This window comes from Vallitalea sediminicola (assembly GCF_054408565.1).
On sequence record NZ_BTPT01000076.1, the window covers coordinates 1 to 2,432 of the forward strand.

The following is a 2,432-nucleotide window of genomic DNA, read 5'->3' on the forward strand; positions in this document are numbered from 1 at the left end:
TGTAAATGTCAACATCAAAATGCATAAAAGTTCCAACATGAAAATGCATAAAAATTCCAAGGTGTTTAGGATGGTTTGTACATAGTATTACTTTTACTTTCTTGAACATAATCCAACACATCTTTGGTCCTATAAGAAGGTCCAATTATCTTGATAATATGAGAATGATGCAGTAATCTATCGAGGATTGCATTTGCTAATGTCATATCTGAAAAAACTTCTCCCCATTTACTAAATGGTTGATTAGTCGTTATGATTGTTGAATTATGTTCATAGCGTTTTGTTATGAGTTGAAAGAATAGGTTTGCACCAAGTTGGTCCACTGGTAAATAGCCTATTTCGTCAATTATAAGAACTTTGTATTTACTATAATGCTTTAATCTTGTTTCTAAACGATTTTCATGATAAGCCTTCCTTAGATTCTGGATCAAATCATGACATGTTATGAAATAGGTTAATTGCCGTTTACTAGCAGCTTCTACACCTATTGCAGTTGCAAGATGTGTTTTTCCAACACCAGGCGTACCATAAAAGAGGATGTTCTCTTTCTTTTCTAAAAATCTTAAAGTACATAAATCCATAATCTGTGCCTTTTTAACAGATGGCTGAAAATCATAGTCATATTCGTCAGCTCGCTTCACAAATGGAAAACCTGCCACACTTACTTGTATCTTTGATGCCATTTCATTCTTATAGAGTATTTCTTTATCTGTAAGGTGGAGCAGCGCATCTAGTACGCTAACCCCTTCCTTTGCTACAGTATCTAGATATGTTGGTATATAGGAGTGCATTTTCTCTAATTTTAGCACTTCTAGATTATTTAAAAGCTTTGCATACATATAGATATCACTCTCCTAAAAATAAGTCCATCATAGAGATATTTTCTGCTATGAAGGTATTAATTTCTTTATCGGATAGATGCTTACAAGCATCCGATTTTAGTATCTCGTGCATATGTCCAAGTTTATAATTGAATCTTTTTTCGCCAATGGGATGACAAACAATAAAATCCTCGTTATAATAAATACAGATGTTACCGTCAGAGGTTTCATTAACATGAACTTTTTTACCAATATATTTAGTAGGGACGGAGTATTTTTTCCCCTTATACTTAATCATGGACTCTTTAGATACGGTATATTCTTTTTGGCGAGAGATATACCACAGTAACATATCCATCATTGGTAGTGGTTTAAGATACTCCTGTTCTTTTTCTAGGCGATTAAGTGGTACTTCATCTATAGCTTGTGATACCTCTGAATTTATGTCAGAATTGAATTCACTAACAATTGTTGCTAGATTATTAAAATCTTCAAATTCCTCATTATAGACTACTAGTCGATTAGTAAGTTTTGCAAGAGATTCTACTTTTCCCTTAGTTTGAGGCCTGTAGGGTCTACATGCCATGGGTTTAAATCCAGCATCATCAGAAAAATGTTTAAATGTCTCATTAAAATGAACTCTTGTAAAGTTTGATTTATTCCTATCTACAACTGTTTTCATGTTATCAAAAAGTATTTCATGAGGTATTCCACCAAAATATCTAAAAGAGTTTATCAGACACATAAACAAAGTGCCTTGTTTACGATCCGTTGTTAAGCAGGTATACTTTATTCTAGAATATCCAAGGACTATTAAAAAGATGTTGATGTTAAACAATTCACCATGCCTATTTATCATAGATAGATTCTCTTTCCAATCCACTTGGGCTTGAAGACCAGGAGTTGTTTCAAAACGAATAGTTGCTTTTTGGATTTCATCTTTCTTATGACTGTTAACAAAAGCTGATACTGTTGAATATTTACCTTGATATCCCTTCTTCAAGATAAACTTGTATACTGCCATAGCAGTAGCACCGTGAACATCTACCTTATCAATAATAATTGATTTATAAGCGTCTAAAATAGATGAATACTTCCTGTTAGATTTCTTATGTATAAGTTTGCCAGATTCTATTTGTAAATGTCTATCAATAGTACGTGGATCACAGTTAAATCTTCTTGCCAATTCACTTTTGTTCAATAGGCACCTCTCCTCTCGTGTGTATTGTTTGATAAAAGTTTGAATATCTACTCGCATAATTGTGCACCCCTTCCATATGGATTGATAGCACAATTATAGCAAAAAATGCTAAAACAAAACTGTATAAATTCCTACATTTTTATGTTGGAACTTTTCTACATTTTCATTATAGCATTTACAACGTAGGTCCGTTTTATGCTATTGAAGAAGTAGAGAATATATGTCCATGGTGTATAAAAAATGGAAAAGCTTCAGAAAAGTATGATGGAATGTTTCAAGATGATCAAAGTTGTGATAAAGTTAATAAAGAAGAATATTTGGATGAATTGGTACATAGAACACCAGGATACTGTGGTTGGCAACAAGAATATTGGCTTAGTCATTGTGGGGATTTCTGTGCATTTATTGGA

The 2,432-nt window shown here is 32.8% G+C and carries 3 protein-coding genes; 1 reads left to right on the top strand and 2 read right to left on the bottom strand.

Annotated elements, in window-relative coordinates; all coding sequences use genetic code 11:
- Positions 1 to 65 precede the first annotated feature (65 nt).
- Positions 66 to 839 carry an IS21-like element helper ATPase IstB gene (istB, locus tag ACX6CF_RS23680; RefSeq protein ID WP_458787849.1) on the bottom strand — a complete coding sequence of 258 codons (774 nt, stop codon included), beginning with the start codon at positions 837 to 839 and terminating at the stop codon, positions 66 to 68.
- 7 nt (positions 840 to 846) lie between these two features.
- The gene (istA, locus tag ACX6CF_RS23685; RefSeq protein ID WP_458787850.1) at positions 847 to 2,079 is read right to left on the bottom strand and encodes an IS21 family transposase; all 1,233 of its coding nucleotides are present in this window, start codon (positions 2,077 to 2,079) and stop codon (positions 847 to 849) included.
- A gap of 2 nt (positions 2,080 to 2,081) precedes the next feature.
- On the opposite strand from istA, the gene ACX6CF_RS23690 reads away from it, so the two are divergent.
- Positions 2,082 to 2,432 (top strand): CbrC family protein (locus tag ACX6CF_RS23690; protein WP_458787851.1); only part of this gene is annotated, 351 nt, incomplete at its 3' end.

Coding starts and splice junctions, on each gene's coding strand:
- istB (WP_458787849.1), bottom strand. CDS start 839: ATGTATGCAAAGCTTTTAAATAATCTAGAAGTGCTAAAATTAGAGAAA.
- istA (WP_458787850.1), bottom strand. CDS start 2,079: ATGCGAGTAGATATTCAAACTTTTATCAAACAATACACACGAGAGGAG.